Source organism: [Actinomadura] parvosata subsp. kistnae (assembly GCF_900323885.1).
Taxonomy (GTDB): Bacteria; Actinomycetota; Actinomycetes; order Streptosporangiales; family Streptosporangiaceae; genus Nonomuraea; species Nonomuraea composti.
In genome coordinates this window covers 384,059-406,934 of record NZ_OOHJ01000006.1, presented here as the reverse complement: position 1 = coordinate 406,934, position 22,876 = coordinate 384,059, and the positions used below count along the sequence as shown (strand labels likewise).

The following is a 22,876-nucleotide window of genomic DNA, read 5'->3' as shown; positions in this document are numbered from 1 at the left end:
CGGCACGCGAGAACGAGGTTCATGCTAACCCAAACGTTTGGCCCAAACGTTTGGGTTAGGGAAGGAACCTGAAAATGACCGATGCGACGGACCCTCCAGCCAGCCCCGCCCGAGTGGCGGTGGTCCAGTTCGACCCTCAAGTGGGCCTGGACAACCACAAGGCCAATGCTGAACGCGCCCTTTCATTCGCCACCCGCGCGGTCCAGGACGGGGCGACACTCATCGTGCTGCCGGAACTGGCGACCACCGGATACAGCTTCCGCGACCGCTTCGAGGCATACGAGCACGCCGAAGGAGTTCCGGACGGGGCGACGGTGAAGGCATGGGAGTCCTTCAGCCGCGAGCATGGGGTCCACCTCGTCGGTGGTCTCGCCGAACGCGACGGGATGCGGCTCTACGACACCGCCGTCCTGGTAGGGCCCGACGGCTACATCGGCCATTACCGCAAAGCCCACCTGTGGAACCGGGAGAAGCTGTGGTTCACCCCCGGCGACGTCGGCTTCCCGGTCTTCGAGACCTCGATCGGCCGTATCGGGCTGCTGATCTGCTGGGACATCTGGTTCCCCGAGGTGCCCAGGCTCCTGGCGCAGCAGGGAGCCGACATCATCTGCAGCGTCAACAACTGGGTCTGGACGCCCCCGCCGATCTTCGACGAGGCCGGTCGCTGCATGGCCGCGTACCTGACCATGACCGCCGCGCACGTGAACAACGTCTTCATCGCCGCCGCCAACCGGGTCGGCACGGACCGCGGCGCGCGGTTCCTGGGCTGCTCCCTCATCGCCGGCACCAACGGCTGGCCGATCGGCCGCATGGCAGGCGCCGAGGAGGAGACCATCCTGATGGCCGACATCGACATCGTCTCCGCGCGCAGCGCGCCGATCTGGAACCAGCTCAACGATCTGGTCCGCGACCGGCGAGCCGACCTGTACGACCCGATGCTCGGCTACACGCTGGGCCCGGCGATGCCGCGCTGATGGCCATCACCATCGCACGAGCCCACCTGGGCGCGCGACACGTGATCGCTGCCGCCGCGGTGGTCGGTGCGGCGACCCTGTTCGCCGGCTGGCTCACAGCGCTACAGCCCGCGCTGCCTTCTCTGCTGCCGGGTTATTCCTCCTGGGGGCTGCGCTACTCCGATCCGAGCTGGTACGCGTACTGGATTCTCGGCGACATCACCGAGGCGACCCTGGCGAAGTCGTTCCTCGGCGGCCTGCTCATGATCGCCGGGGCGGCGCTGGCTCATGTCGCCCGACGCCGTGGCCGGCGGTGGCAAGGCTTCGCCATGGCCTGCGGCACGGGTGAGCTCTGGCCATGGGTCCTGGCGGCGGCCGGCATGGGTCTGCTGGCCAGCAATCTGCTGTGGGGCTGGACCCTGCACGACTGGCAGCCCACCTTTGCCCCGGTGGTCTCGCTCCCACCCGCCCTGGTGATCATTTACGGACCCGGCTGGCGTGTCGCGGTGACCGGCGCCATCCTCGGCGTGCTGCTGGTCACGCCCCTCGCGCTGATCCTGGTGAACCTGGTCTGCCGCCCGCTCGGCGTCTCGCCCGTGGCCGGAAGCACCCTGGCCATGTCCCTGGGCGGGCTGGCCGCCTTCTGGCTGTGCCGGCGCTTGCCCTGGCTGCCCCCGCCGCGCGTGACGCGAGCGTCCCATCCGGACGGACCACCTGCCCGGTACGGGCCCTTCTGGGTCGTGCGACGCATGCTCGCGGACTTCACCGAAGCACACTTCTACGGCAACGAATGGGCGGGAGCGTTCCTGCTGCTGGGCTGTGTCCTGCACTTCCTGCTCAACCCCGTCGCACCCGCGTACGGCAGCGGACTGCTCCCGCAGTTGCTCCTGGCACAACTGCTGACCGCGGCCTGCGGGGTACTGCTGTGGAGCAGGCGGTGGGCATCTCACGGCTGGTACCCGACGTTCGTGCCGATCGTCTCGGTGGCACCGGCCACCGTGCTGGCCTTCGGTGGCACGGTGCCGTCGATCGTGGCCGGAGCCGTGATCGGCGCCGCCGTCGCTCCCCCGCTCGCGGCGGCGCTGGCCCGGCGACTGCCTGACGACGTCCAGCCGATGGTCGCCTACACCGCGACGATGGCCGTGTGCACGGCGGCGCTCATCCCTCTCCTTGATCTGATCCCCGGCTTCCCCTCATGACCAGGAAGGATCTGATGCCGACACCGGCCGGGCCCGGCGTTGAAGAGCGGGTGCGCCTCGGCCACCCCGGGTACTTCGCCGGCCGCACCATCTCCGAGCTCGCGAACGACCTGCGCGCGGGACGCGTCACGTCGGTGGAGCTCGTCGGACACGCCCTCGATGCGATCGCGGCCTTGAACCCCCTGTTCAACGCCTTCGTCACCGTGGATGCGGCAGGCGCGCTGGCCGCGGCGGAGCAGGCCGACCGCGACCTGGCCCGCGGCATCGACCGGGGGCCGCTGCACGGTCTTCCGTCCGCGGTCAAGGACGTCATCATGGTCGCGGGCCTGCCCGCGACCATGGGCTCACACCATTTCACGGGACATGTCGCCACCGCGGACGCCGACTGTGTCGGACGCCTGCGTCAGGCCGGAGCGGTCATCGTCGGCAAGACCACCACCCACGAATTCGCCTACGGCCCGACGGGCGACCGCTCGGCCGCCGGCCCGTCGCTCAACCCGCGCGACGCCACCCGGATGTCGGGCGGCTCCAGCGGAGGCAGCGCGGTGGCCGTGGCCGCGGGCATGGTGCCGTTCGCGCTCGGGACAGACACCGGCGGTTCATCGCGCATCCCTGCCGCGCTGTGCGGGATCGCCGGCTTCAAACCCGCGTACGGCACGATCCCGTTGGACGGAGTCTTCCCCCTGGCGCGCACCCTGGACCACCTCGGCGTGCTCGCAGGACGCGGCCAGGACTGCCTCATCGCCTACCAGGCTCTTTCGGCGCGCAGCGCCAACGAGGACACCTCCCTCACCACACCGGCAGAGGGCAGCCTGCCCCGCATCGCCTGGCTCGATCCCACCATCCTCTTCGCCTGCGATCCCCGCGTGGTCCGAACGGCACGCCAGGCGCTGGAGTCCGCGACCGGACCCGTCGCCGAGCTCCGGCTGCCGCCAGCCGACATCAGTGATGCGAAGGAGGCGTTCATCGCCATTCAGAGCCGTGAGGCGGTGATCGTCCACGCAGAGCGTATGGCCGAACGCCCTCATCTGTTCGACCGCGAGGTGCTGCAACGCCTGCGCGCCGCAGCCGAGGTTCCCCCCTGGCGGTATGAACGCGCCCTGAAGGTCAGAACCAGGCTCGCCGGCACCCTCGACACGCTGTTCGAGCACCATCAGGTGCTCGCGCTGCCGACCGTGCCCATCATCGCCCCGCACCTCGGCCGCAGACAGCTCCACGTGGGCGGCACGTCCGTGGCCGTACGTGACGCTCTGCTCACCCTGACCAGCCCGTGGAACCTGCTGGGCCTGCCGGCGCTGAGCATTCCCGCGGGAAGCGTGGACGACCTGCCTGTCGGACTCCAGCTCGTCTGCCGGCCCGGACACGAACAGCACCTTTCCCACATCGCCGCTCTGTGCACCCCATCGGGAGGAAACCATGCATGACATCATCGACCTGCCGGCCTTCGAGCTCGAGTGCGGCGCCGTCCTCGACCCGGCGCGGCTGGCGTACAAGACCTATGGCGAGCTGAACAGCGCGCGGACGAACGCCGTGCTCTTTCCCACCTGGTTCGCCGGCGACCACACCTCCAACGAATGGCTCATCGGCCCTGGCAAAGCGCTCGACCCGCGCACGTACTTCATCATCGTGCCGAACTTGTTCGGCAACGGGCTCTCCTCGTCGCCGTCCAACACGCCGGCGCCTCACGACCGGTCCAGTTTTCCCTCGGTGACGATCCGCGACAACGTCCGCGCCCAGCATCACCTGATCACCGAGCACTTCGGCATCGAACGGCTGGCGCTGGTGCTCGGGTGCTCCATGGGCGCGCTGCAGACGTACCAATGGGCGGTGAGCCATCCCGACATGGTGGAGCGAGCCCTTCCCTTCTGCGGGGCACCCAGGACCTCACCGCACAACGCCGTCTTCATCGAGAGCCTGCGTGCCACTCTCACCTTGGACGCCGCCTACGAGGGCGGACGCTACCGGACCCAACCGCTGGCCGGAATCAGGGCGTTCGCCCGGGTGTACGCCGGATGGGGGTTCTCCCAGGCCTTCTACTGGGAGGAGACGTATCGGCAGTTGGGGTTCGCATCGTTGGAGAAGTTCCTGACCGGCTTCTGGGAGAGCAACTTCATCGACCAGGATGCCAACGATCTCCTCGCGATGCTGCGCACGTGGCAGGACGCAGACGTCTCGACCACGCCCGGCCTGGAAGGCGACATCGAACGCGCTCTCGGCTCCATCCGGGCCAAGGTCCTGGCCCTGCCCGCCGAGAAGGACCTGTACTTCCCGCCGGAGGACGAGATGCGCGCCGTTCGCCACATCCCTCACGGCGAAGTACGCGTGATCCCTGGCATCTGGGGCCACCTTACGGGCGGTGGCGCCAATCCCGTGGACGCCGCCTTCATCGATGCAGCCATCCGCCACATCCTCGCTTCACCTGTCGCCCTCGCACCAGCCCGGACGTGATCGACGCCATGACGTCGCGGCGCCTGGCCAGTCAGCGTCACGAGAGTGGACAGGCGCCGCACGCGGCCGGGCTGCCGGCAAGGATCGCTAGGATCCCGGTGTTCACCTGCTCGACCGGGAGGCCGGCATGCAGAGCTTCTCCATGTTCGAGGGTGCCTTCTGGCAAGGTGGCGGCGGCTGGGAGCACATCGAGGTGTGCAGCACTGTGCCGGAGCTCGATGCCGCTGTGTCTTTCTACGTTCGCACCGGATCGTGGGCGGCCGCTGCATCCGATTGGTGCGTCGCCAGGGTCTACCAGCACGGGGAACTCGTACTTGAGCAGGACCTGTATCCCTTCCTGACGGTGAAGGTGCCAGGGCTGACGGCGGTTCGTTTCACCGGGGACCCACAAGCCGCCGGTGGCCTGCCGGAGCCCGGAGGGCGGTACGAGGGCCTGAGCGAGGGCGCAATCTGGGCAGAACTGGCCGCGGATGTTCACGAGGCTGCGTTGGAGAACCCTGAGGACATTCAGGCGCGGGTTGACTGGGCTGACGTCGCCCTGCCCGAGCTGGTCCCGCCGATACTGCGGGAAGGAGACGTCGTGGCGATGGGCCAGCGCCTGTTTCGCTACGGCCGCAACTCCACACTGGACGAGTGCCTCTGACACCGCCTGCGCGGTGTCGCGCATGGCAAACCGGTCCGGGTTTTTGGAGACCGTGGTGCACCGCGGCCGCGGTGTTCGGCCAGCATGGCGTCGACCGCCTGGTCGCTGGTGTCGCACCTCCAGCACGTGCTCACCGTCATGGTCTGCAACCCGATCCGCCGCGTGACCGGCCGAACACCACCCCCAAGCGCCGCCGGGCCGGTCACTTCCACACCCTCGTCGCTCCGACGTAGAAGATCGCCAATGGCATCGCCGCTAGCGCTGCCCTACCGGGCTCACGACCGAGCGTGGAATGAGCCACGGAGCCAGGACGTCCGTCATCCTCCCCGGCACATGCCCGCGGGGCTCGACAGCTGCGAGGTGACCGTCGGGCCGCACCAGCACCACCGTGCCATGACCCCTGCGTAGCCTGTCGACCAGTTGGCCCTTGACGTCGATGAGCACCGGGACGCCGACCTCCTCCGGGTCCAGCACCCCCTCGTCGAGTACGAGATAGGGGCGTACGGCGGCTCCGTACATCTTTTGGGTCTTCCTCAGAAACGCCACGATCTGCTCGCGGTCATCGGCCAGGTGGTCCGCAGCGGCGATCATCAGAACCGTGTAACCACTGCTGCGCAGCAGCTCGTGCAGCCGCAGCGAGGACCGGCCCGCCATCCACAGGTCGGCGTCCGGCATCCGGTCGCCTACGCCGAGCGACCCGTTGCCGCTCCTGCCGGCTCGCGCCAGCCGGGTATGCCGATAGCCGAACATGATGCCGGAGATGCTGGAGGCCAGCCGGCGCTGCACCGGTGAGCGCGGAATCAGGCAGCGTGCCGCGGCGTTGCGGGCGAGCTTGAGCAGGGGATTACGCAAGGCGAATGCCCGGAACATCAGGTCGGTCCCGTGCCTGACGCTCTCGTGGATCGGCCGCCGCTCCTCGTCGTAGGTGTCCAGGAGCGTCTGGGGAGCCTGCTCGCGCAGCACCATGGCCAGCTTCCAGCTCAGGTTGGCGGCGTCCTGCAGACCGGTGTTCATGCCCTGCCCCGCCGCCGGGCTGTGGGCGTGCGCGGAGTCCCCCGCGAGGAAGACCCGGGCCCTGCGCGTCGTGTTGACCTGCCGGCTGTGGGCGACGTAACGCGTGAGCCAGCGGGGATCGCTCAACCTGATGGGAAGGGGGGCGATGGCGTCAACGGTGTCCTGGAGCTCCTCCAGGCACAGGGTGTCGTCGCGACGGAAATCCTGCCGGGTGAAGTCGATGGCGAAAACCCGCACGTATTCACCAAGAAACGGCAGCACCGAGACGAAGCCACGCGGCGAGGTGTAGTTCGTGATGCGAGAGCGTACGAACTCGGTGTCGGCCTTCACATCTCCGATCAGCACCAGACTCTCCAGCTGCTCGCCGTCGAAGCGCAGCCCCGCCAGGTGCCGCACGGCACTGTGCGAACCATCGCAGCCCAGCAGGTACCGGGCCCTGATGGTCTCTTCTCGCCCGTCCACGCTCACCGTGGCTCTCACGTCGTCGTCGGACTGCTCGACGGCGACGAGTTCCGCTCCTTGCTCGACCCGCACACCTCGGTCCTGGAGTGCTTCGAGCAGGATCTGCTCTGTCTGCCGCTGCGGCAGGACGAGCATGAAGGGGTAGCGGGTATCCAGGCCTTGGAGGTTCACCGGGAGCGGCTTGCCCGAACGGCGCAGCCCGATCGCGATGCCCGGGGCGGGATATCCCCGGCGGAGGAACTCGTCCACGAGTCCTGCGAAGTCCAGCATCTCCAGGGTGCGGGCGTGGATGACCAACGCCTTCGACAAGGGGGACCGTTCATCCGTCTTCTCCACCACGCGGGCGGAGACGCCGTGCCGCGCCAGTTCATGAGCGGCCATGAGCCCCACCGGGCCCGCCCCCACGATGAGCACGTCGGCGTCATACCCGGGCTCGCGCCCGTCAGAGTCGCTCATTCCCCTACCCTTCCGAGAGGCCACATGCTGCCTACAACTGCAGGCCATCGACTGTTGGCCTACGCTTATATGACAAGCATGACACGCGATGCGGGGTTGTATCAATATCAAGTGTCATTTCATGGTGATGACGGAGAAGAGTGCGCGGCGCTGCTCAGCCGCGCTGAAGAGGCAGACGCGAGCCCTCTGGCGGCCATGAGCCTGGAGGAGATCGGCTGCCTTGGCGGCAGTGTCTCATTCGGCTCTGCTCTGCCGGTCGGCAGCCGCAGACAGTTCGACGCTGCCTTGTACGCCCTCGGTGCTCAAGCCGCACCGCGGTCACACGTCGCGGAGCGGGCGATCAGGGCTACCGCCGTCATCACGCAGCGCGGGTGTCGGCGACACGACGCTCGAGGATGCGGCGGGCCGCCGCCGACTACAGCACACGGGCGCTCCATGCCCGGATCAGCGGCAGGAAGCCCTCCCCGTCACCGCCTTCAAGCACTACGGCCCCGTGGACGGGATCGCCGCGCCCCTAATCGCTGCCGGATGCCACGCGCATCCCCTGACCGCCGGCTCGTCTTTCGTCAGGGTCTGGCGCCACGGACGGTCTGCCGCCTCGCTGATGGGCGGGTGTTATCCGCCCAGCGCCCGCAGACCGTGGCGTAGGGCATCTATCGAGGCGTCCTCGGTGAAGGCAGAACGGACAACAAAGCCGTGTACGGCGCCGATCAGAACGTCGGCGACGGCAATGGGATCGGCATCGCGGGCAATCTCCCCGTGCTCCTGATAGGTGCGGACGATGTCGGCAAACAGGACGCGGACCTCGGCGAGCATGTCGGCCAGTCGCTTACCGAGGGCTTCCTGGTCGGCGGCCGCCGCCCAGAAACGCAGCATGAGCCGGCTCGACTCCGGCGTGGCGTCCATCGGGGACTCCTGAGTGAACACCTCGGCCACAAGGTCCGACAACGGGGGCAACGGGCGCCGGGCCAACGACTGCTCAAAGGTGAGGCGCACGCTGCTGAGGATGTCGTCGGCCACCGCGATGACGAGCTCCTCCCTGCTGGAGAAGTAGCGGTAGACAGCCCCGGCGGACAATCCGCTCTCGTCCAAAACATCCTGGACAGATACGGAGTCGAAGCCCTTGCGGCCGACGCACCGCCGGACGGCGGCCATGATCTGGCGGCGGCGGGCCTCGAGATGTTCGGCGGAGACGCGGGGCATGGTCAAAGTAAAACGAATGTTCGTCCTCTTGACAAGTCGATCCGTGCCGCAGCAAGCTAAATAAAACAAACCTTCGTTTTAGGAGTCACAGACATGGGCACCATGCTCATCAAGCAGCGAGTCTTCGACATCGACCGCTGGGCCAAGTGGTTCTACCAGCCCGAACTCGACGCGGCCCGCCGCGAGCACGGCCTCACAGTGGCCGGCACCTTCGTCGACGCCTACCACGATCACACGGTGATAGTGGTCCTGGAGGCCGAAACGGAGGAAGCCGCGCGCACCTACGAGAACTCGCAGACCCTGGCCGACGCGAGGGAACGCTGCGGCGCGGCAGGCTTCCCTGACGGCGTGTGGCTCGGAACCAAGCCGATCGTCAACCCCTATCTGACAGCCGGCGCCTGACAAGGTTCGTCGCACCCGATACGCGGGTGCCGAACACCAACACACCGGGGGTTACGTCCCGTCGACTGGTGTAGATCCGGCCTCGAGCGGCGTGTCGCCTTCAACGTCCGAGGGCCATCGCGCGGGTCTCTGCGTGAAACCGCCAAGTGACACGCAGAGGAGAACCAACGCGATGGCCCTGGACAAGTTTGCCCTGTTAGAGGTTCTTTCGGTGCTGAAGAACTCCGAGGCGACGAGCGCATCCGGCATTCCGCCCAGACCATCTACCAAGCCCTCATCGAAGCCGAGCCGACCACGGCGACCCCGGACCGCCATGCGCAGCGCAACGGCCACCGGCCTCGAACGCCGACCACCACCGCCGGCGATCTGGAGCTGCGGATCCCCAAGCTTCACACCGGCTCGTTCCCCCTGAGCGCCGCCGCCGTCCGCCTTCCATGACCGACGTGCGCAACGAACTGCAGCGACTCACCCGGCAGATCGGCGAGTCCGGTGATTGGCAGGGACGCGCCTACGACTCGTTCCTCGACAGGTCGCCGAGTTCGACGGCCACCTGCAGACCCTGGAGAACAACAGGACCGGCTGCGGAACACGCTCAAGTGCTCGGCGGCGGCCTTCCTGCTGGCCATGTTCTGCGTCGTCCTTGCCGGCCTCCTGGCGACGCTGGCGGCGTACGTCGTCATGGTGCGGCCCACGCCGGCCGGTCCCGCGGCCGAGGCGCAGGCGATCGGCATCATGGGACGACTCCACCTGTCGTTGTCCAGCGTGATCAAGAACCACTGGAAACTGGTGCTGAAGGCCGGCCTCATCATGTCGGCCGCCGGTGTGACGCTCAACCAGCTCACCCGAGACCTGCCGCTGATGAGATCGGGTATCGGCGAGCAAGCCCGATCTGCTCCAGGCCAGCGCTATCTGGGACCCCGCGAAGGCGGACATCGCCGACGCCCCCCAGGCCCGCTTCGACACCAGCGGGATCAAGCAGTCGGGTCCTCTTCCCGGGCTCGGCTGGTAGGGCTGCTGGATCGCGTGCTCACCGGGCACTCCACCGCGCGGGAACCAGTTCTCGTTCAGGTGCGGCGCATGTGCGACGGCGTCGAGGGCGCTCTGGTGTCCCTGGAGATCTGAACCCCTGGGGCGGACCGCAGAACTCCTCCTGATCCGCAGGACGCTTCCAGCTTTGTCAAGCGGCCTGCGCGGACGTCGGCCATGGCGGCGATGGCTTCCTCGTTGCGGCAGCGGCCGGAGCCGGGGCCGGACATCTCGCTTCGGTCGGCGGTGATGACGCCGACGCTGCGCATCCGCAGCCGGTGGCCAGCATCCTCTTCGAGGAGTTCGGCGCAGGCGGCGTGGACTTCGCCAGTGAGGTCATGGGATGCGGCGAGCCGGGCGTCGCATGACGGTGCGGCGGGTGCGTTCTTCGGCGTCGGTGACAGATGAGGGGTGCAGTCAGGCGCCGGTCCACGTCCCGCTGAAGCGATCCCTCGGCCCGATCGAGTCACCCTGACTGCTCTCGGAGGTGACCGCCGGCGATACGGCCCGCTGAAGGATGCTCCGCCGGGGACCAGAGGATCGGTTAAGGCTGTCTGGTCCTGGCCGCGGGCAGGCGTCTGCTGCGCTCCCGCAAGGCGGTGGTGAGTGCGCTGACAGCGCCGCTGTAGGCGTGATCGGCCGGGGTCGCATAGCCGATGACGAGGGCGAGGGGTGCCTGTGCCGGCTGGCGGTAGAAGGGCGAGATGCCTTCGACGTGGATGCCTCGTCCGGCCAGGTAGTCCAGCAGTGCGGACTCCTGATCCGAACCTGGGGAAAGGCGGAGTACCGCGTGCAGGCCGGCCGCGATGCCGGAGAGCCGTGCATGTGGCAGTTGCCCGGCGACGGCTTCGCCGAGCAGGTCCCGGCGCCGACGGTAGCGGGTCCGGCAGCGGCGTACGTGGCGGTCAAGGGCACCGGTTTGCATGAATCGGGCGAAGACGAGCTGGTCGATGACGCTGACGTAGGACTCGTCCTGGCGCGTGACCTCCCACAACGAGGTGAGGAGGCCGGTGGGCAGGACGAGCCAGGCCAGCCGCAAACCGGGAGCGAGGATCTTGCTGGCGGTGCCCACATACAGGACCCGTTCGGGAGCCATCCCCTGAAGCGCTCCGACCGGCTGGCGGTCGTAACGGAACTCGCCGTCGTAGTCGTCCTCCACGATGAACCCGCCCGTTCGCCTGGCCCAGGACACCAGGCCGACGCGCCGGCGGGACTGAGTGTCACGCCGAGCGGGTACTGGTGGGCGGGGGTGACGACGACGGCGGACTCGTTGGTGAGCTCATCGACGATCAGCCCGTCCCGGTCGACGGGGATGCGGCGCGCCTGTAGTCCCGTCTGTTCGACCATGGCGGGATAGTCGGGCTCGGCGGGATCTTCGAAGGCGATCGAGCCCGGCGAAGTGCTGTGGTGATGGAGAATCTGGCACACCAACCGGAGCGCATGAGCGAAGCCGGCGCAGACGACGATGTGGCCGGGTGTGGTGGCGACACCGCGGACCCTTGCGAGGTATTCGGCCAAGGCCTCGCGCAGTTCCATGGCGCCTGCCCGGTCCCGGTAGCCCAGCGCGCTGTTGGGCGCGTGCTGCATCACATGCCGGGTGGCGGCGAGCCACTCCTGGCGCGGGAAGGCGGCCAGGTCGGGGAATCCCGACCTCAGGTCGAACCCCCGTACGGGCGGCAGGGTGAGGTGTTCCGGCTTCGGGGCCTCTGCGACCGAGGCTGCCGGCCGTGGAGCCACACGAATGCCCGACCTGGGCTTCGACTCCAGGTACCCCTCGGCGACAAGCTGGTCCAGGGCCTGGGTGACGGTGCCGCGGGCGACCCCGAGATCACGAGCCAGCGACCGGGACGAGGGCAACCGTGTTCCCGACGGAAGCCGGCCGCTTCGCACGGCATCGCGCAGCGCACCTTCGAGCCCGGCCCGCAGCCCCTGGCTGTCGCCTCGCCGGAGGTGAAGATGGAGATCCAACCCCCATCTGGACCATTCATCTTCCATGGATCTGGACTATATCCCTGAGCCAGACGCTCCCTACGGTCGACGTATGAAGCATCTCGCAGCCGCGGTGGGGCTCACGAATTACCTGCTCGGGCAGGCTCGCCCCAGCGTGCAGGAAGCCGAAGCCGCCGAGCCGGACACGGATCGGCCCTGGGGTGTCGTCCGCTGGCTCGGTGGGTGGGGCGCCCCTGCACGCAGCGAGACAGACAGGGCGGAGAGGCACTGACGGGAGCGCTGAAAAAGGGTTCGAAGCTTTCGAGGCTGTGATGCCGTGCGTGCACCGCCACCCGCCGCGTGACCGCGGCCGGCGGCACCTGGAACCGCTGCCCGCTCACCTGTCCCCCTTGGCAGTTGGGCGAGTCAGATCGTCCGGAGCCAGGTCCAGCCGCCGAAGATGCCTGATCGCCTGCAGGTTCATGGAGGCTGCGCGCTGGAAGTGCCCGCAGTGTGGTGGACCCTGCTTCGCACAGCTCACGAGGCCGAGACGACTCTGGCGAGGGGCGGCGAAGCCCATTGCGGATCGTCTTGACGTGGAGGAGCAGCGGATCGATAGGGGTGCGCGTTCATAGACCATGGACAGTGAAACTCTGCGGTTGGCGGAGCCGGCGCTGAAGGGATTGGCCCCGCCGGCCGCATCCCCTGGCGCCGACCTGATCACCTTCTATCGCCGGCATCGGCTCAGTCTTGTGCGGTTCCCTGTGCTGCTCGTCGGCGACCAAGAGACGGCCGAAGACGTGGTGCAGGACGTGTTCGCCCGGCTTCATGGCATGTGGCGTCCGGGCGTCACGACGATCGCGTACGTCAGGACGTGCGTGCTCAACGGATCCCGGTCGGTCCTTCGCCGCCGGGCGGTCGCGCTGCGCCGGGTCGAGCCGGTCGCGGGCCTGGCCGACTCGGCGGAGACCGTCGCGCTGATCGGGGAGTCGCGACGGGAGGTGCTGCGCGCGCTGGCCTGCCTGCCCGGCGCCAGCGCGAGGCCCTGGTGATGCGCCACTACCTCGACCTGTCCGACGCCGAGATCGCCGAAGCCATGCGCGTCCGGCAGAGCACCGTCCGATCCATGATCGCCCGAGCCCTGGCCAGGCTCCTTCGCGAGCTGGGAGAGCACGCATGAACAGCATGGAAGAGCGGCTCCGCGATGCCATGGCGGCTCGCGCGGAGATCGTCCGGGACGATGATCGTCCGTTCCCCGCCCCGCGGCCCCGGCGCGGCCCCAACGGAGGTTTGGTCAGGGTCGCCGCCGTCACCCTGGCGGTCGCCGTGATGGCCCTCGCAGTCGTCAGGCTCGCCGTGCCCTCGCTGGAACCGCAGGAGAGCGTCATCGCCATGGCACTGAGTGGCGCGGCATCTGCTGCAGGGCCCGAGGTCTCCGTCTTCTTGTGCAAGGATGGCGACTCCTGGGCGAGCTGCGCGGGTGGCGAGATCACCAAGCCGGAGCGGCTGAATCTCCAGCGGGCCCTGGAGGGCCGGCCTGAGGTGGAGAGTGTCAGGTTCGAGGACCGGCAGCAGGCATGGGAGAGCTTCCGTCGCCAGTACGAGGACGACCCTGAGCTCCTGAAGGCGACAACTCCGACTGACATGCCCGAGTCCTTCCGCGCCCGGATCAGGGCGGGTGCGGATGCTTCTGCGGTGGCCCGGGCCGCGAGTGAGCTGCCCGGCGTGTCCATCAGCTTCGATCAGGCTTGCCTCGTGGACAACGGCTGGCCCTGGGGGCTCGTCAAGAGGCTCCTGGGAAGCGATGAGCAGTGCTCCTTCATGGGCAAGGGACAGTGACCCGCCTCAGCTCAGGACTGCCGAGACCGGAGTTTTCTGGTCAGGACGGGTGCCGTGGATCGGCACCGCCCCATCCTGGAAGAGGCCGCAAAGAGCTGGGGTGGCCGGCCTCTCCCCACGTCCCTGGGGGCAGAACCCCATCGACATGATCTTCAAACGTGGATGACTGTCCGTCGTCCAGGGCCGTGGGAAGCGGGCCACTCGGTGCGCTGGGACAGCGTCGTGAAGCGGGTCGCCTTCGCGGTCGATCGTGCGTGGCGGCAGGTTGAGGTGGCGATGGCGACCCTGTGTCCTACGGCAAGCCGGGCTTCTCAGGCACCGATGACCGCGACGGCCAGGACCGCCGAGAGTCGAGCGCCCGCCCGGCCAGCCAACTCGGTGACCACCGCGCCCAGCTGGCCGGTGAGCCTGCGTCTTCGACGCTGGTAACGCTCGAGGAGCCCGCGCACTTGCTCACGAAACGTCTGCCGAGCACACTCCCACGCCGGGCAGAGCAGAGGCCGTCCCTGCACCGAGATCACCACCCGCCGACCGTCGACGGGACATCGGCCACCGTCCGGCTGTAGTAGCCGTGCACCCGGCCGGCCAGCGTCCCGCACACCGGGCACGGCACCGGCTTATCCCGAGTACGGGTGGTGACCCGAATGAAATCGTCCTCGCCCTCCACACCCTCGATGACCAGGGGAGGCAGGCCCGCGAACACGACACCCGTAAGATCGTCGATCTTCAGCACGGCCCAGCCTGACAGGTATCACCCAGCGTCACCAACCGATAACGGGCCAGAGTAGTTGTCTAGACAGTCCCGTGTGAGGCCACCTAGCGGCACGGCGCGAGATCCGGCCCCTGCCAGCCGTAGGAGGAACACTCATAGACGTCGTACAAGCGCCCGATGAACTCCACGATCGTGCCGGCCTTGGCCACCAAGACAGCCAGAAAGCCCGCCCCCGCGACAATGAGCCCAGCGACATTCAGCACGTTGAGTTTGCGCTTGGTTGCTCGCATACGTCCCTTCTCCGCAGATGACTTCCTCACACAGTAAACAGCCGTGTAAGAAGATGAATCTGTCGTTTGACCAGTCATGCGCCAGCGCATCGGCCGGGATGGAGCAGCTCGGCGCCCATGAGCCCCCGGAAAGGCGCTCGGCCAGCCCCCATTCCGTGATCGAATATCCGATGGCCCATGTGCGGCGGGCACGCCGCTGCCAGTGAAGATGTGACCATGTGGCGTCGTAGCCGTCTGCGGGTGAGCCGGGCGCCACAGTGACGTCACCGGCCGCGGTCTTGCGGCGCCGGCGCGCGGCGGCGACGAGCCGCAGCGCCCCGGAACCGAGCAGCCTGCCCAGTCAGTCTGGTGATGTATCTCGACGAGTTCCCCGCCCGCCCCGGCCGACTTTGCTGAGAGTGAGCCATGGAGCCGAGGGCGCCAGGGCCAGGTTCCGCGGTTGATGAAGGAGGTACGGGCGAAGCCCGTTCCTTGACGTCATTGAGATGAATCAGTGTGCAAATCGGACGCCTTTACAAAGTAAGTTCGGTGAAGGCATGCGCGCCCCGTGGGGACCGAGAGGCAGCGCGAAGGTGCGTAGCGTCGTGCGGCTGTCGCTCACGCGTCCTGCCTCCAGCCCGACGCGCCTGCGGCCGCAGAGGACAGAGCGCTGTCGCGCACGGCTCCGTCGAGGACGCCGCAGGCGGACAAAGCCGGCACAGCCGACCCCCAGCAGATCCAAAGCGGTGGACGGCACCTGATGGCCATGAGCAGCGAACTGATCAGCCGCGGGATCCGGCCGGCCGCGTGCCCGGCGGGCGAGCCCAGCCTCGACACCTTCACCCTCGCCTGGACGCGTGTGCCCGAACCGGCTGAGGGCGTACCTGATCGGCGAGCCGCTGCTGGGCAGCGCGGTCGGCGAGGTGGTGGCCTCACGTGCCGAGGCGGTCCCGGTGGGCAGCGTGGTGACGCATTTCCTGGGTTGGCGCGAGTACTGCGTGCTCGATGCGGCGCAGGCCGTGGTGGTGGACACCACGCTGGCTCCGGCGGAGGCGTATCTGGGGCCGTCGGGGACGACATGGCTGACCGCGTATGCGACGGTCACCAAAGTGGCGCGGGTCTAGCCTGGTGACGTGGTGTGGGTGTCGGCCGCGGCCGGCGCGGTCGGCATCATTGCCGGGCAGATCGCCCGCCAGCTGGGCGCCGCCAAAGGCATCGGCTCCGCCGGGGGGCCGGACAAGGTCAAGAAGCTGGTCACCGACTTCGGCTTCGACTACAAGGTCAGGCCGATCGCCGAGCAGCTGGCCGAGGCGGCCCCGGACGGCATCGATGTCTACGTCGACAACGTCGGCGGCGATCACCTGCGCGCCGCCATCGCCGCCCTGCGCGACCGTGGCCGGATCGGCATGGTCGGTGCATCTCCTCCTACAACGCCACCGAGCCGGTGCCCGACCCGGACATCCTCTTCGATCTATCTGGCAGGAACGCCGCCCTGCGCGGCATGCTGATCAACTTCTATCTCGACCTGTTCCCGGAGTGGATCGAACGGGCGGCGGCGTGGATTGCCGACGGCTCGCTGCACTACGAGCAGACGGTCGTGGACGGGCTCGAACGCGCCCTGCATGCCTTCCTCAGCATGCTGAAGGGCGGCAATACTGGCAAGATGCTCGTCCGGCTGGCGGATCGGACGCCTAGCGGGCGAGGATCGCTGGTCGGAGGCGGTCTTCGTCCCGTTCACGACTCCGAGATGTGTGCGGGTCCGCCGTATCGGTGGAGGTGGACCCCGGCGCCTGGTGTTCAGGAGCACGCGATGGTGCAGCCGACCGCTTCCACGGCCGCTCGGACCAGTTCCTCCTCGACGGGGCCGTCGGTCAGGATGCTGACGCGGCCTTGCTCAGTATCGACCTCCACGCCCACCACTCCTGGCACCTGGATGAGTTCCAGCTTGATGGCGGCCCGGCAGTGTTCGCGCGTCTCGGTGGACAGGCCGGTGACGCGATAGGAGACGAGACTGTAGGCAACGGTGATCAAGGGGTCCTCCTGTTTCTCGGCAGTGTGCTACTCCGCGCCTGAGAAGATCATGCTGCAAGATGGGCAGGCGTAGGGGTTGAGCGGCTTCCGAAACGGGACATGGCGGAAACCGGAGCCGTCTGCCGGTATCGAGCCAGATGTCGCTGGTCAGCGTGAGAGCCGGCGCGGTGAGGGGCGATCGATGGACGCATCTCACCGCCCTGCGACAGGCCGTAGTACCCGACGGGCCGGCTGTCGCCGACGGAGTCCAGCTCGGCGCGTCGATGGCGGCGACCGCGAAGCCGCAGGAGGTGACGTACGGGAAGGCCCGGGAGACGACCTCCTATCCCTTCTGTGCGACCGGCCGCCATGCCCGATCAGGCAGCGGGCGGGGACCGGAGCCCTCGGCAGGCGTCCGCAGCACCCCGGGGGGATCTCTCCGATGGTGAGAAGCTGCTCGCGGATGCCGTTGGTGAACGTTTCCAAGGTGATGCGCATGGCGGTATCAGACCGGCACTCCTGCTGACGTGGGCGGTCTCCGCGTTCCTACCTGATAGCGGCCAGGTCCAGAACGTACATCTCGTTCTTGATCGGGTAGGTGATCAGCCGGTCGAGGCCGCCGTCCGGGATCGCCATGGTGCCCTTCGCGTCCGGCCGGATGCCGAGGTCGGCGGAGGTGCCGGTGTCGGCGTCGTACAGGGTCAGGACGGGCTGGTTTCCCGGCCCTTTCAGGGTGACCTTGAAGAAGCGCTCCAGGCCGGCGTCGTCGCCCATCTGGAAACCGTTCGGTAGCTGACGCTCGTGGGAGCCGTCGCGGTCGCGGACGAACCTGCGCAGGATGGTCTGGATCTGCACCGTGTCCGGGCGCCGGCGGGCGCCGCACTTGATCTGCTTGCCGGAGCGGTCGCGGGGGCGTTCGACCTTGACGGTCTTGTAGCGCACCGCCACGCCCGAGCACCGCTCGACGCCGCACCTGACCTCCTCATCGGCCTTGACCATGGCGTCGCGCCGCTCGCCGGTCTCGACGTTGATCAGCTCACGGAAGACCGCCTTCCCGCGATGGACGCCCACCCACGGCCACTGCAGGACGTGGTGCCGCTCGGCACCCTTGACCGGCTGTGGCGTGCCCCCGCTCAGCGGCACCCGGTACACCCCGCCCTTCTCGTAGTTGAAGACCACGTCCGAGCCGGTCACCGCCAGCCCGTTGATGTGCCCCTGCTTCATGACGTTGGTGAGGGGGACGTCGGTCACCTGGCGGGGTCGGCCGCCGGCGGCGGGCACCATCCAGATGCGGGCGACCCGCGGCCCGCCCGGCTCCTTGTAGGACGCCCACCAGACGATGTTGCCGCCACCGGCGGCGACGCCGTCGGCGAAGATCGCCGATCCCTTCGTTGGCGGGATCTCGGCGATCTGCCGGGGCCGACCGGTGTCCAGGTCATAGCTCCACAGGAACTGCCGCTTGCCGTCCTGCACGCCCGTCATGACCAGCAGCGTGCGCTCGTCGAGCAGGAGCTGCGGGAAGTACGCGCGCCCGTCGGGCAGCCTGGCCGGGATCTTGTGCACGGCCTGCGGCCACACCTTCTCGATCCGTGGCGGAATCCGGTCCACCGCAGGCTCCCCGTTCACACCCGCCGCGGGGTTCGGCGTGGCCGGCGCGCCCAGGACGTTCACCGCCACCCCGGCCCCTCCGACCACCACGATCACGGCGGCGGCCGCGCACAGGGCCGCGGTTCGCGCCCGCCGCCGGCGGTGGCGCGTCCTGACCATCGCGGCCAGCCCGGCCGGCCTCTCCGGCGCGCGATGCGCCGCTTCGGCGAGGACGCGGCTCAGCTTGTCTTCCAGATCGGTCATCACATGCTCCCGTGGGTCGCCGGTGCGGAGGAGAGGGCGGAACGCAGCTTGTCCAGGTCCCGGAAGGCCTGGCTGCGCACGGTTCCGGCGGAGATGCCGAGCCCCTTGGCGATCTCGGCGTCGCTGAGCTGCTCGTAGTAGCGCAGCACCAGCACGGCACGCTGCCTGCGGGGCAGCACGGCCAGCGCCTCCCACAGGCCCTGCTCCTCATCAGGAGGGAAGATCTCGTGGTGCACGCCCTCCGGCGGCTCCCCCGTGAGCTGCTCGCGGCGGCGCCGCCGCCAGATGCTGATGTGCAGCCGCGCCATCGTGATCCGGGCGTAGCCGTGCGGGCTGTCCTTGCGTTTCACCCTCGGCCAGGCACCGCACAACCGCACCAGCGCTCCTGCACCAGGTCGGCGGCGTCATGAGGATTTCCGGTCAGGACGTATCCGTAGCGGAGCAGCGCGTCCGTCTGCTCTGCCACGAAGTCGTCGAAGCCGGGCTCGTCATCCACGGGGTTGTCCCTTCGGTCGTCACCGTCCCAGACGGCCGAAGGCACGACGACGTTGCACCGCCCGCCGAATATTCCCAGGGGGACTGGACCGTTGCGCGGAAAGGGCATGGGTGCATGAGGGGGCAACCGCGATGAGCTTGCCGGTCCGGGACGGGCGCCGCCCAGACGAGGGACGGGAACGGCCGGGGCACCACCGACTCGGAGTTGGTGAAGGGCGCTCAGCGCCGAGAGGAACCGATGGAGCCGGTAGAGGACGCCGGGCGGCGCAGCAGCCGCCTCTCCAGACGTCATCCGGTTGCCGGTCACCGCTGATGTCGAAGGCGCCGATGGCTATCGCACCTGAGCCTGACCAACAACCACCACGACACCACGCTGCCGACATACGCCTACCTATGCCGGTGCCTACCCGCTCAGCGCCCTCGGCCGTGACGTCGACCTGCTCGCTGTGCCTCTGATCCGGCACGCCTTCCCTGGCGATGGGAACTATGTCGTGCACCCGACTGTGAACGACGACCCGCCCCGCCCGGACGACCATACGACTCCTTGAAGCTGTGCAGCACGATGTCCTTGTTGTCGTTCATGAACGGAACCGTCGCAGATGCCGTCCCATGCCCTCGATTACATGACATGTAATGGCGCCGGTCGCCCGCGATCGGCTACAACCGAGCCCATGCGACAGGACCGTCCGGTCGGTGAGCTGCTGCGCGAGTGGCGGCACCGGCGCAAGCTCAGCCAGCTCGACCTGGCCATACAGGCGGACGTGTCCGCCCGGCACGTCAGCTTCGTCGAGACGGACCGGACGATCGAGCAAGTGCTGCGGGGCCACGAACCGTTCCCCGCGCCGGCCGTGGACAGCCGCTGGAATCTGCTGCTGGCGAACGCGGCGGCCGAGGTCTTTCCGGACGGTGGATGGGGCGCTGCTGGAGCCGCCGGTGAACATGATGCGGCTCGGGTTGCATCCGGGCGGGTTCGCGCCGCGGCTGCGGAACCTGGCGCAGGTGCGCGGCTTCCTGGTGCCGCGGCTGGCCCGGCAGGTGGCGCGTACCGGCGATCCGGAGCTGAGCGCGCTGCTGGAGGGGGTATGCCAGTACGGCGAGGAGGCCGGCCCCGTCGCGGACGCGCCCACCGACATCGCCCTGCCGATCAGGATCGAGCACCGGGGGCGGGAGCTGTGCTTCTTCAGCACGATCACGACGTTCGGCGCGGCGTTCGACGTCATGCTAGAGGAGATCGCGGTGGAGGCGTACTTCCCGGCAGACGAGCAGACCGCGCGGCACCTGCGAAACGGTGTCCAGTAGCGGACAACGGGGATGGATCGGGGCGGCACAGCCGCCGTCCTCTGCCCGGGGCAGGGCCCAGAGCGGCCTGTCCCGGTCCCACCTCAGCGCCACCGGATGGATCACGATCAGCTCATTGCGCACATGATCTGCAGGTGAGCGCCCGCATCGCTGATCGAAACCGGATTTCTTCCAGTTCCACCGGCCGTTCCCGATTGGCGGGCCACAGCGCGGCGGTTGCGGACGCCGGAGGTGGCCGGGTATATCGCCTGCACGATCGGACGTTGCAGCGCTCGCGGGCGCCTCGATCCCCAAGGGCGGGAACTTCGCGAGCATCTCCACGACTACACCGAACCCGGCTGAGCGGCTCAGTGAGGTGGCCCACCGTACCGGACGCCAATGGCCTCCTCTTCCCGACCTTCGCTCCGACGGGTCTCCCAGGCCTCAGGAACAGCCCTCAGCGTGGGATGTCGCACCACAGCAGCTACGGGGCGTCGGTGGGTGCTTCTGACCTGGCATCCCTCCGGTAAGCCACGCCTACGCGGCCTGTCTGCTTCGGGACGAACGCCCCATCCCTCCGGCCGACCGCCACAGACAGCACGGGTCCTGCCCCCTTTCGTTCCGAGTCCGGGCCCTTCCTGGGCGACCTTGAGGTGTCGCTTGCCACCTCGGCTGAACGCCATGTACCGGCGGATGCCGCACCGCGTCAACGGCCGGCTCATCCATGAGATCGCTTCGGGCATCTGTATCCCTTGGCCAAGTTTCTCAGCGCCCTTGCCAGTGGGGTTTTGCAGGTTTTGGTCAGGAGGGGCGCGGCTGGGTTTTCTGCCTGCAGTCTTGCGGCTCTGACTTGTTGTTGGTCCAGCCCATTTCCTCTAAGGCGTTGTACTGCACGTATGTGTCCCTGGCGAGTCCATCGGCGCTCTCTGTGGCGATTGAGGCGAAATCTGTCAAGAGGATGCCGGTTCTGGGATCGAGAATGGTGATGTACCGCTGGCGCACCGCGTCGTCCGTGCCGAAACGGTTGGAAAATTCCTCACTTTTGTTGAAGCTGACGGTAAGACCTGGCCGTCCCAGCGGGTCGATGATCTGTTCACCGACTTCGGTCGTCGGCAGTTCGGCTAGCAGACGAAGGGCGGTAGCCCGTACGGCCGGGCTGATGGGCGCGTTCAACAAGCGGGAGACGAAGAAGCCGAAGCTTTGCCCGTTATCTGCCTGCCAGAACTCGCGCATAGCTTTGCGCAACTCATCAAGGTCGGCTGGCAGGGCTGCGAGATCCTCGAACGTGAGGTTGCTGAAGGGGCGCTTGGGTGGACGCTCGTACACGCAATCCCAGGGTGCGTTCGTTACGCGCATGAGGGGACAGTTCTTGATGAGGCACCCGATCCGGTGCACCATCAGGGGAGAGCCGGCGGCCCTCCAGATCTGCTCGTCGGCGGGGGTGGCGGGTCTGACGTATTCGTAGCGCAGAACTTGGGCGGAATTTCGCTGGTCGATCGGCAGCCAAAGGTTGTAGCGGTAGCCGGCCAGGATGTTGAACGTTCTCTTGCCGGCCTTGACTCGCATCAGCGTGTCAGACAGTTGTTGCAGACGCCAGTAAGCCCCAGTCCGGTTCGGTTGGTTGGCGCGCTGGGCGACGCTGTCGGCGATCCGCAACAAGGTTTTGTTGGCGTCGGCTGGGGTGAGGGACGGCGGGGGTACTGTGCCGGTGGCCTGTCTGGCTGCCGGTCTGGGAGCTGGCGTCAGGCTTGCGATCAGGGCGATCACGGCGGTGATGATGCCGGCGGTGGCTGCGACGGTCCATGGCCACAGGGCTTGACGGCGTCTGAGGCGTCCTGAGGGCTCGCTCATGACCGCCGTCAGTCGTGCATGGGCTCTTTCGGCCACTTCCGGTGAGGGTGGTGTGGTGGGGAAACATCTGGCCAGCAGGTCGAACTCATCCATGATCGCCTTCCAGGGGGTTGGTGTCACCGAGCGTCCCGCGCAGTTGCTTGCGAGCGCGGCTGAGGCGGGAGGCAACCGTGCCGACCGGAATGTTCAGAGCGGCGGAAACCTCGGCGTGAGTGAGGTTGCTCAACGCGTGGAGCAGGACCACATCACGATCCCTGCGGGACAGCTTCGCCAAGGCCTCCGCCAACCTGCCGGCCAGTGCGTTGGCCGCCACCCGGGCCAGGGTCGTGTCCTCGTGGTCGTGTTCCAGTCGTTCGACGGACCGGCTGAGTGCCTTCCATTTGCGTGTTTCGCTGCGGTAGTGCCGCGCGACGAGGTGCGTGGCGATTCCGTATAACCACGGGCGTACCGCGCCTCGTAATGGGTCGTAGCCTTGCCGGTATGCGGCCAGGAAGACCTCGGCGGCCAGATCGTCGGCGATGTCTTTCGACAGCCGTCCGGCGATGTAGCGGTGGATCCCTGCGAAGTGTGTGGCGAAGATGTCTTCCCAGTCGACCTGGCCGTCCGGCGCGTCCGGGTGATCGGATGGTGTGGCCATGCAGGCGACTCCGCTGGGATTGGGGTACTAATACTGATCACCTCTTGTTGCCCGCAGGCGTCTGCGGCTTTCACGAGGCTCGGTATCCGTGGCCTCCAGTAGAGGCCTCAGGGGTAGCCCGTAGAACAGGTCGCCCGATATCGGGCACCCGTCGCCGGCAGGCAGAGTGGCCGAGGGTGAGTTGAACCTCGCCTGGACA

General features: G+C 67.9%; 23 protein-coding genes and 3 pseudogenes. 14 read left to right on the top strand and 12 right to left on the bottom strand.

Annotated elements, in window-relative coordinates:
* Positions 1–74: 74 nt before the first annotated feature.
* From KIS93_RS05565 to KIS93_RS05545, 5 genes are all read left to right on the top strand, one after another.
* The gene (locus KIS93_RS05565) at positions 75–974 is read left to right on the top strand and encodes a nitrilase family protein (RefSeq protein WP_186403872.1); all 900 of its coding nucleotides are present in this window, start codon (positions 75–77) and stop codon (positions 972–974) included.
* Entirely contained in the window at positions 974–2,152 is a 1,179-nt protein-coding gene (locus tag KIS93_RS05560) for a hypothetical protein (RefSeq protein WP_186403871.1), read from the top strand. The genes KIS93_RS05565 and KIS93_RS05560 overlap by 1 nt, the downstream gene beginning before the upstream one ends.
* Positions 2,149–3,576, top strand: a complete 1,428-nt coding sequence (locus KIS93_RS05555) for an amidase (protein WP_246005206.1) — start codon at positions 2,149–2,151, stop codon at positions 3,574–3,576. The genes KIS93_RS05560 and KIS93_RS05555 overlap by 4 nt, the downstream gene beginning before the upstream one ends.
* Positions 3,569–4,600 carry an alpha/beta fold hydrolase gene (locus KIS93_RS05550; RefSeq protein WP_186403870.1) on the top strand — a complete coding sequence of 344 codons (1,032 nt, stop codon included), beginning with the start codon at positions 3,569–3,571 and terminating at the stop codon, positions 4,598–4,600. Before KIS93_RS05555 ends, KIS93_RS05550 begins: the two co-directional genes overlap by 8 nt.
* Positions 4,601–4,727: 127 nt before the next feature.
* Positions 4,728–5,243, top strand: a complete 516-nt coding sequence (locus KIS93_RS05545; RefSeq protein ID WP_186403869.1) for a hypothetical protein — start codon at positions 4,728–4,730, stop codon at positions 5,241–5,243.
* A 255-nt stretch (positions 5,244–5,498) separates the two neighbouring features.
* Here KIS93_RS05545 and KIS93_RS05540 read toward each other — a convergent pair whose 3' ends face one another.
* Positions 5,499–7,175 (bottom strand): FAD-dependent monooxygenase, encoded by a 1,677-nt coding sequence (locus KIS93_RS05540; RefSeq protein WP_281261947.1) that lies wholly within the window; start codon positions 7,173–7,175, stop codon positions 5,499–5,501.
* Between the two features lie 615 nt (positions 7,176–7,790).
* Entirely contained in the window at positions 7,791–8,378 is a 588-nt protein-coding gene (locus tag KIS93_RS05535) for a TetR/AcrR family transcriptional regulator (protein ID WP_186403867.1), read from the bottom strand.
* A gap of 93 nt (positions 8,379–8,471) precedes the next feature.
* Between KIS93_RS05535 and KIS93_RS05530 the strand changes: the two genes are divergently transcribed.
* The 3 genes and pseudogenes from KIS93_RS05530 to KIS93_RS05520 all read left to right on the top strand — a co-directional run bounded on the left by KIS93_RS05530 (position 8,472) and on the right by KIS93_RS05520 (position 9,902).
* Positions 8,472–8,780 (top strand): hypothetical protein, encoded by a 309-nt coding sequence (locus tag KIS93_RS05530; RefSeq protein WP_168018245.1) that lies wholly within the window; start codon positions 8,472–8,474, stop codon positions 8,778–8,780.
* A gap of 172 nt (positions 8,781–8,952) precedes the next feature.
* A pseudogene (locus KIS93_RS05525) lies at positions 8,953–9,185 on the top strand (transposase); the annotation flags it as partial.
* A gap of 219 nt (positions 9,186–9,404) precedes the next feature.
* Positions 9,405–9,902 carry a hypothetical protein gene (locus KIS93_RS05520; protein ID WP_186403866.1) on the top strand — a complete coding sequence of 166 codons (498 nt, stop codon included), beginning with the start codon at positions 9,405–9,407 and terminating at the stop codon, positions 9,900–9,902.
* A 448-nt stretch (positions 9,903–10,350) separates the two neighbouring features.
* Here the strand turns inward: KIS93_RS05520 and KIS93_RS64660 are convergent, their stop codons facing one another.
* Positions 10,351–10,965, bottom strand: coding sequence for an aminotransferase-like domain-containing protein (locus KIS93_RS64660; protein WP_246005205.1), 615 nt, complete (start codon positions 10,963–10,965; stop codon positions 10,351–10,353).
* Between the two features lie 113 nt (positions 10,966–11,078).
* A pseudogene (locus tag KIS93_RS68815) lies at positions 11,079–11,801 on the bottom strand (aminotransferase-like domain-containing protein); the annotation flags it as partial.
* A gap of 686 nt (positions 11,802–12,487) precedes the next feature.
* Between KIS93_RS68815 and KIS93_RS64655 the strand changes: the two are divergent.
* From KIS93_RS64655 to KIS93_RS05505, 3 genes are read left to right on the top strand one after another with little or no spacing between them, the layout of a single operon-like run.
* Positions 12,488–12,787 (top strand): RNA polymerase sigma factor, encoded by a 300-nt coding sequence (locus KIS93_RS64655; RefSeq protein WP_246005204.1) that lies wholly within the window; start codon positions 12,488–12,490, stop codon positions 12,785–12,787.
* Entirely contained in the window at positions 12,787–12,915 is a 129-nt protein-coding gene (locus KIS93_RS64650) for a sigma factor-like helix-turn-helix DNA-binding protein (protein WP_246005227.1), read from the top strand. Before KIS93_RS64655 ends, KIS93_RS64650 begins: the two co-directional genes overlap by 1 nt.
* Positions 12,916–12,920: 5 nt before the next feature.
* Positions 12,921–13,574, top strand: a complete 654-nt coding sequence (locus KIS93_RS05505; RefSeq protein ID WP_186403865.1) for a permease-like cell division protein FtsX — start codon at positions 12,921–12,923, stop codon at positions 13,572–13,574.
* A 329-nt stretch (positions 13,575–13,903) separates the two neighbouring features.
* On the opposite strand, the pseudogene KIS93_RS64645 reads toward KIS93_RS05505, so the two are convergent.
* Positions 13,904–14,307 (bottom strand): annotated as a pseudogene (locus KIS93_RS64645) (transposase family protein); the annotation flags it as partial.
* Between the two features lie 83 nt (positions 14,308–14,390).
* Positions 14,391–14,576 (bottom strand): hypothetical protein, encoded by a 186-nt coding sequence (locus tag KIS93_RS05495; protein ID WP_186403863.1) that lies wholly within the window; start codon positions 14,574–14,576, stop codon positions 14,391–14,393.
* Positions 14,577–15,412: 836 nt separating this feature from the next.
* Between KIS93_RS05495 and KIS93_RS64640 the strand changes: the two genes are divergently transcribed.
* Together KIS93_RS64640 and KIS93_RS64635 are read left to right on the top strand one after the other, a co-directional pair.
* A complete protein-coding gene (locus tag KIS93_RS64640) occupies positions 15,413–15,679 on the top strand; it encodes an MDR/zinc-dependent alcohol dehydrogenase-like family protein (protein ID WP_246005203.1) in 267 nt (88 codons plus the stop codon).
* Positions 15,680–15,688: 9 nt separating this feature from the next.
* Complete coding sequence (locus tag KIS93_RS64635; RefSeq protein ID WP_246005202.1) at positions 15,689–16,063, top strand: zinc-binding dehydrogenase; 375 nt, start codon at positions 15,689–15,691, stop codon at positions 16,061–16,063.
* 289 nt (positions 16,064–16,352) lie between these two features.
* Here the strand turns inward: KIS93_RS64635 and KIS93_RS05485 are convergent, their stop codons facing one another.
* The 4 genes from KIS93_RS05485 to KIS93_RS64630 all read right to left on the bottom strand — a co-directional run bounded on the left by KIS93_RS05485 (position 16,353) and on the right by KIS93_RS64630 (position 18,912).
* Complete coding sequence (locus KIS93_RS05485; RefSeq protein WP_186403862.1) at positions 16,353–16,586, bottom strand: heavy-metal-associated domain-containing protein; 234 nt, start codon at positions 16,584–16,586, stop codon at positions 16,353–16,355.
* Between the two features lie 525 nt (positions 16,587–17,111).
* Positions 17,112–18,416, bottom strand: a complete 1,305-nt coding sequence (locus KIS93_RS05480; RefSeq protein ID WP_186403861.1) for a TolB family protein — start codon at positions 18,414–18,416, stop codon at positions 17,112–17,114.
* Positions 18,416–18,766, bottom strand: coding sequence for a sigma-70 family RNA polymerase sigma factor (locus KIS93_RS05475; protein WP_246005201.1), 351 nt, complete (start codon positions 18,764–18,766; stop codon positions 18,416–18,418). The genes KIS93_RS05480 and KIS93_RS05475 overlap by 1 nt, the downstream gene beginning before the upstream one ends.
* Complete coding sequence (locus KIS93_RS64630) at positions 18,763–18,912, bottom strand: hypothetical protein (protein WP_246005200.1); 150 nt, start codon at positions 18,910–18,912, stop codon at positions 18,763–18,765. The genes KIS93_RS05475 and KIS93_RS64630 overlap by 4 nt, the downstream gene beginning before the upstream one ends.
* 905 nt (positions 18,913–19,817) lie before the next feature.
* Here KIS93_RS64630 and KIS93_RS64625 point away from each other — a divergent pair.
* Positions 19,818–20,210: an MmyB family transcriptional regulator gene (locus KIS93_RS64625; protein WP_246005199.1), complete on the top strand. Its 393-nt coding sequence runs from the start codon at positions 19,818–19,820 to the stop codon at positions 20,208–20,210.
* Positions 20,211–20,990: 780 nt separating this feature from the next.
* On the opposite strand, the gene KIS93_RS05465 is transcribed toward KIS93_RS64625, so the two are convergent.
* Positions 20,991–22,133 carry a CU044_5270 family protein gene (locus KIS93_RS05465; RefSeq protein ID WP_186403860.1) on the bottom strand — a complete coding sequence of 381 codons (1,143 nt, stop codon included), beginning with the start codon at positions 22,131–22,133 and terminating at the stop codon, positions 20,991–20,993.
* Positions 22,126–22,677, bottom strand: coding sequence for an RNA polymerase sigma factor (locus KIS93_RS05460; RefSeq protein WP_186403859.1), 552 nt, complete (start codon positions 22,675–22,677; stop codon positions 22,126–22,128). The genes KIS93_RS05465 and KIS93_RS05460 overlap by 8 nt, the downstream gene beginning before the upstream one ends.
* Between the last annotated feature and the right edge of the window lie 199 nt (positions 22,678–22,876).

Bases quoted from the DNA above. Each gene is read 5' to 3' on its own strand.
- KIS93_RS05565 (WP_186403872.1), top strand. From the start codon at position 75: ATGACCGATGCGACGGACCCTCCAGCCAGCCCCGCCCGAGTGGCGGTG.
- KIS93_RS05520 (WP_186403866.1), top strand. From the start codon at position 9,405: ATGTTCTGCGTCGTCCTTGCCGGCCTCCTGGCGACGCTGGCGGCGTAC.
- KIS93_RS05545 (WP_186403869.1), top strand. From the start codon at position 4,728: ATGCAGAGCTTCTCCATGTTCGAGGGTGCCTTCTGGCAAGGTGGCGGC.
- KIS93_RS05550 (WP_186403870.1), top strand. From the start codon at position 3,569: ATGCATGACATCATCGACCTGCCGGCCTTCGAGCTCGAGTGCGGCGCC.
- KIS93_RS05535 (WP_186403867.1), bottom strand. From the start codon at position 8,378: ATGCCCCGCGTCTCCGCCGAACATCTCGAGGCCCGCCGCCGCCAGATC.
- KIS93_RS05505 (WP_186403865.1), top strand. From the start codon at position 12,921: ATGGAAGAGCGGCTCCGCGATGCCATGGCGGCTCGCGCGGAGATCGTC.
- KIS93_RS05480 (WP_186403861.1), bottom strand. From the start codon at position 18,416: ATGACCGATCTGGAAGACAAGCTGAGCCGCGTCCTCGCCGAAGCGGCG.
- KIS93_RS05560 (WP_186403871.1), top strand. From the start codon at position 974: ATGGCCATCACCATCGCACGAGCCCACCTGGGCGCGCGACACGTGATC.
- KIS93_RS05530 (WP_168018245.1), top strand. From the start codon at position 8,472: ATGGGCACCATGCTCATCAAGCAGCGAGTCTTCGACATCGACCGCTGG.
- KIS93_RS05555 (WP_246005206.1), top strand. From the start codon at position 2,149: ATGACCAGGAAGGATCTGATGCCGACACCGGCCGGGCCCGGCGTTGAA.
- KIS93_RS64650 (WP_246005227.1), top strand. From the start codon at position 12,787: ATGCGCCACTACCTCGACCTGTCCGACGCCGAGATCGCCGAAGCCATG.
- KIS93_RS05465 (WP_186403860.1), bottom strand. From the start codon at position 22,133: ATGGATGAGTTCGACCTGCTGGCCAGATGTTTCCCCACCACACCACCC.
- KIS93_RS05460 (WP_186403859.1), bottom strand. From the start codon at position 22,677: ATGGCCACACCATCCGATCACCCGGACGCGCCGGACGGCCAGGTCGAC.
- KIS93_RS05495 (WP_186403863.1), bottom strand. From the start codon at position 14,576: ATGCGAGCAACCAAGCGCAAACTCAACGTGCTGAATGTCGCTGGGCTC.
- KIS93_RS05540 (WP_281261947.1), bottom strand. From the start codon at position 7,175: ATGAGCGACTCTGACGGGCGCGAGCCCGGGTATGACGCCGACGTGCTC.